This is a genomic window from Mycobacterium gordonae, from assembly GCF_001417955.2.
In the GTDB taxonomy this organism is placed as follows: domain Bacteria; phylum Actinomycetota; class Actinomycetes; order Mycobacteriales; family Mycobacteriaceae; genus Mycobacterium; species Mycobacterium gordonae_B.
Map to the genome: position 1 here is coordinate 1 of NZ_LKTM01000182.1, position 1,488 is coordinate 1,488.

1 protein-coding gene is annotated in these 1,488 nt (G+C 66.4%); it reads right to left on the bottom strand.

Annotated elements, in window-relative coordinates; translation table 11 throughout:
- Nucleotides 1–60: 60 nt before the first annotated feature.
- Complete coding sequence (locus AO501_RS14940) at nucleotides 61–1,401, bottom strand: IS256 family transposase (RefSeq protein WP_055578468.1); 1,341 nt, start codon at nucleotides 1,399–1,401, stop codon at nucleotides 61–63.
- Nucleotides 1,402–1,488 lie beyond the last annotated feature (87 nt).

The window sequence follows — 1,488 nt, forward strand, 5'->3', positions numbered from 1 at the left end:
GGTGGCGTCCGTAATCCGGTGTAAATGGTCCTTCGGAGCTTCTGGCTTCGGTGGGTGATGTTACGCCGTTGCGCTGATGGCTTCGGTGGTGCTGCTCGCGGAGTCTGGGGCGTGCTGGGGCCGTAGTTGTCGGGGTGGGTGCAGCAGGCTGCGGCGTAGGTCTTGGAGCTGGCGTACCCCGGCCGGGGTCATGGCGAGTCCGCGCCAGCCGCGAGATGCGCGGTCCAGTACGGCCCAGGCGATGCTGACACAGCTGGTTTCGCCGGGGAAGCGACCGATAACCTTTGTGCGGCGGCGGGTTTCACCGAAGGTGCGTTCGATGAAGTTCGAATGCCGAATACGGTGCTGATGTTCGGGCGGGAACCGCAGGTAAGCGGTCAGGCCCGCGCGGTCGGTGAGCAGGATCTTCATCGCCGCGGGGTAGGTGGGTGCGTAGCGGGCCGCGAACACGTCCAGTCGGGCGTCGATGAGTTCGACGAGGTTGGGGCCGGCCTCGGTGGTGGCCTCGGCGGTGTCGAAGCAGGCCCAGTAGCCGTCGCGGATCTCGGCCTGCATCCCGGCGGGAATCTTGGCCAGCACGTTGCGGACTCGGTGAATCAGGCAGCGTTGACGCAGCGCGGTCGGGAAGATCTGCTCGATCGCCGCGATCAGGCCGGCCGCGCCGTCGGAGACGACCAGCAGCGGACACCCCAGCCCCCGCTCGGTGAGATCGGTCAGGAAACCCGCCCAGGCGTCGGTGGACTCCACCACTCCGGGGGCCAGGCCCACGAAGATGGGCTTGCCGGCGGTGGTGATGCCCCACGCGGCCAGGATCGGCTCGGCTGGTGAGCCGGGATGCATCCGGAAGAAGGAGGCATCCAGGAACAGGTAATCGAGCACCACATCGCCGAGCGGGCGCCGCGCCCAGGTGTCGTACTCGGTCTTGATGGCTTGACATATCTGGGAGACAGTCGATTTCGAGATCGCGGCCTGATCACCCAGCGCATCGGCGAGGGTGGCTTCGACATCGCGCACCGACAGCCCGCGCACGAACGAAGCGATCACCAGCGATTCCAGCGCGTTGGTCTTGGTGACGTGCTTGCCGAACAGCCGTGAGGCGAACGCGGCGGTCGTGCCGCGCAGCTTGGGCCGCTCCAGGGTGATCGGACCGGCAGTGGTCTTGACCGTCGCAGCCCGATAACCGTTACGCGCACCGGGCTGCGCGTCTGCTGCGGTGGCGCTGCGTTGGTAGCGCTCACGGCCCAAGAACTCGGTAATCTCGGCCTCCAACGCGGCCTGCATCAGCAACTGCGCACCCAGCCGTGCCACCTCCTCCAGGATCTCGGGCAACTCACGATCCGAGGCGAACAACTCGTCGATCTTGGCGCGAACACGATCGGTCGGCGATACTCGTGCAGGCACGGGCGTAGGTCCTTTCCTTCGATGACTTGGCGGTCTCGAAGCAGAACCTACGCCCGGCCCCTTTTACACCGGCTTTAGGACGCGACC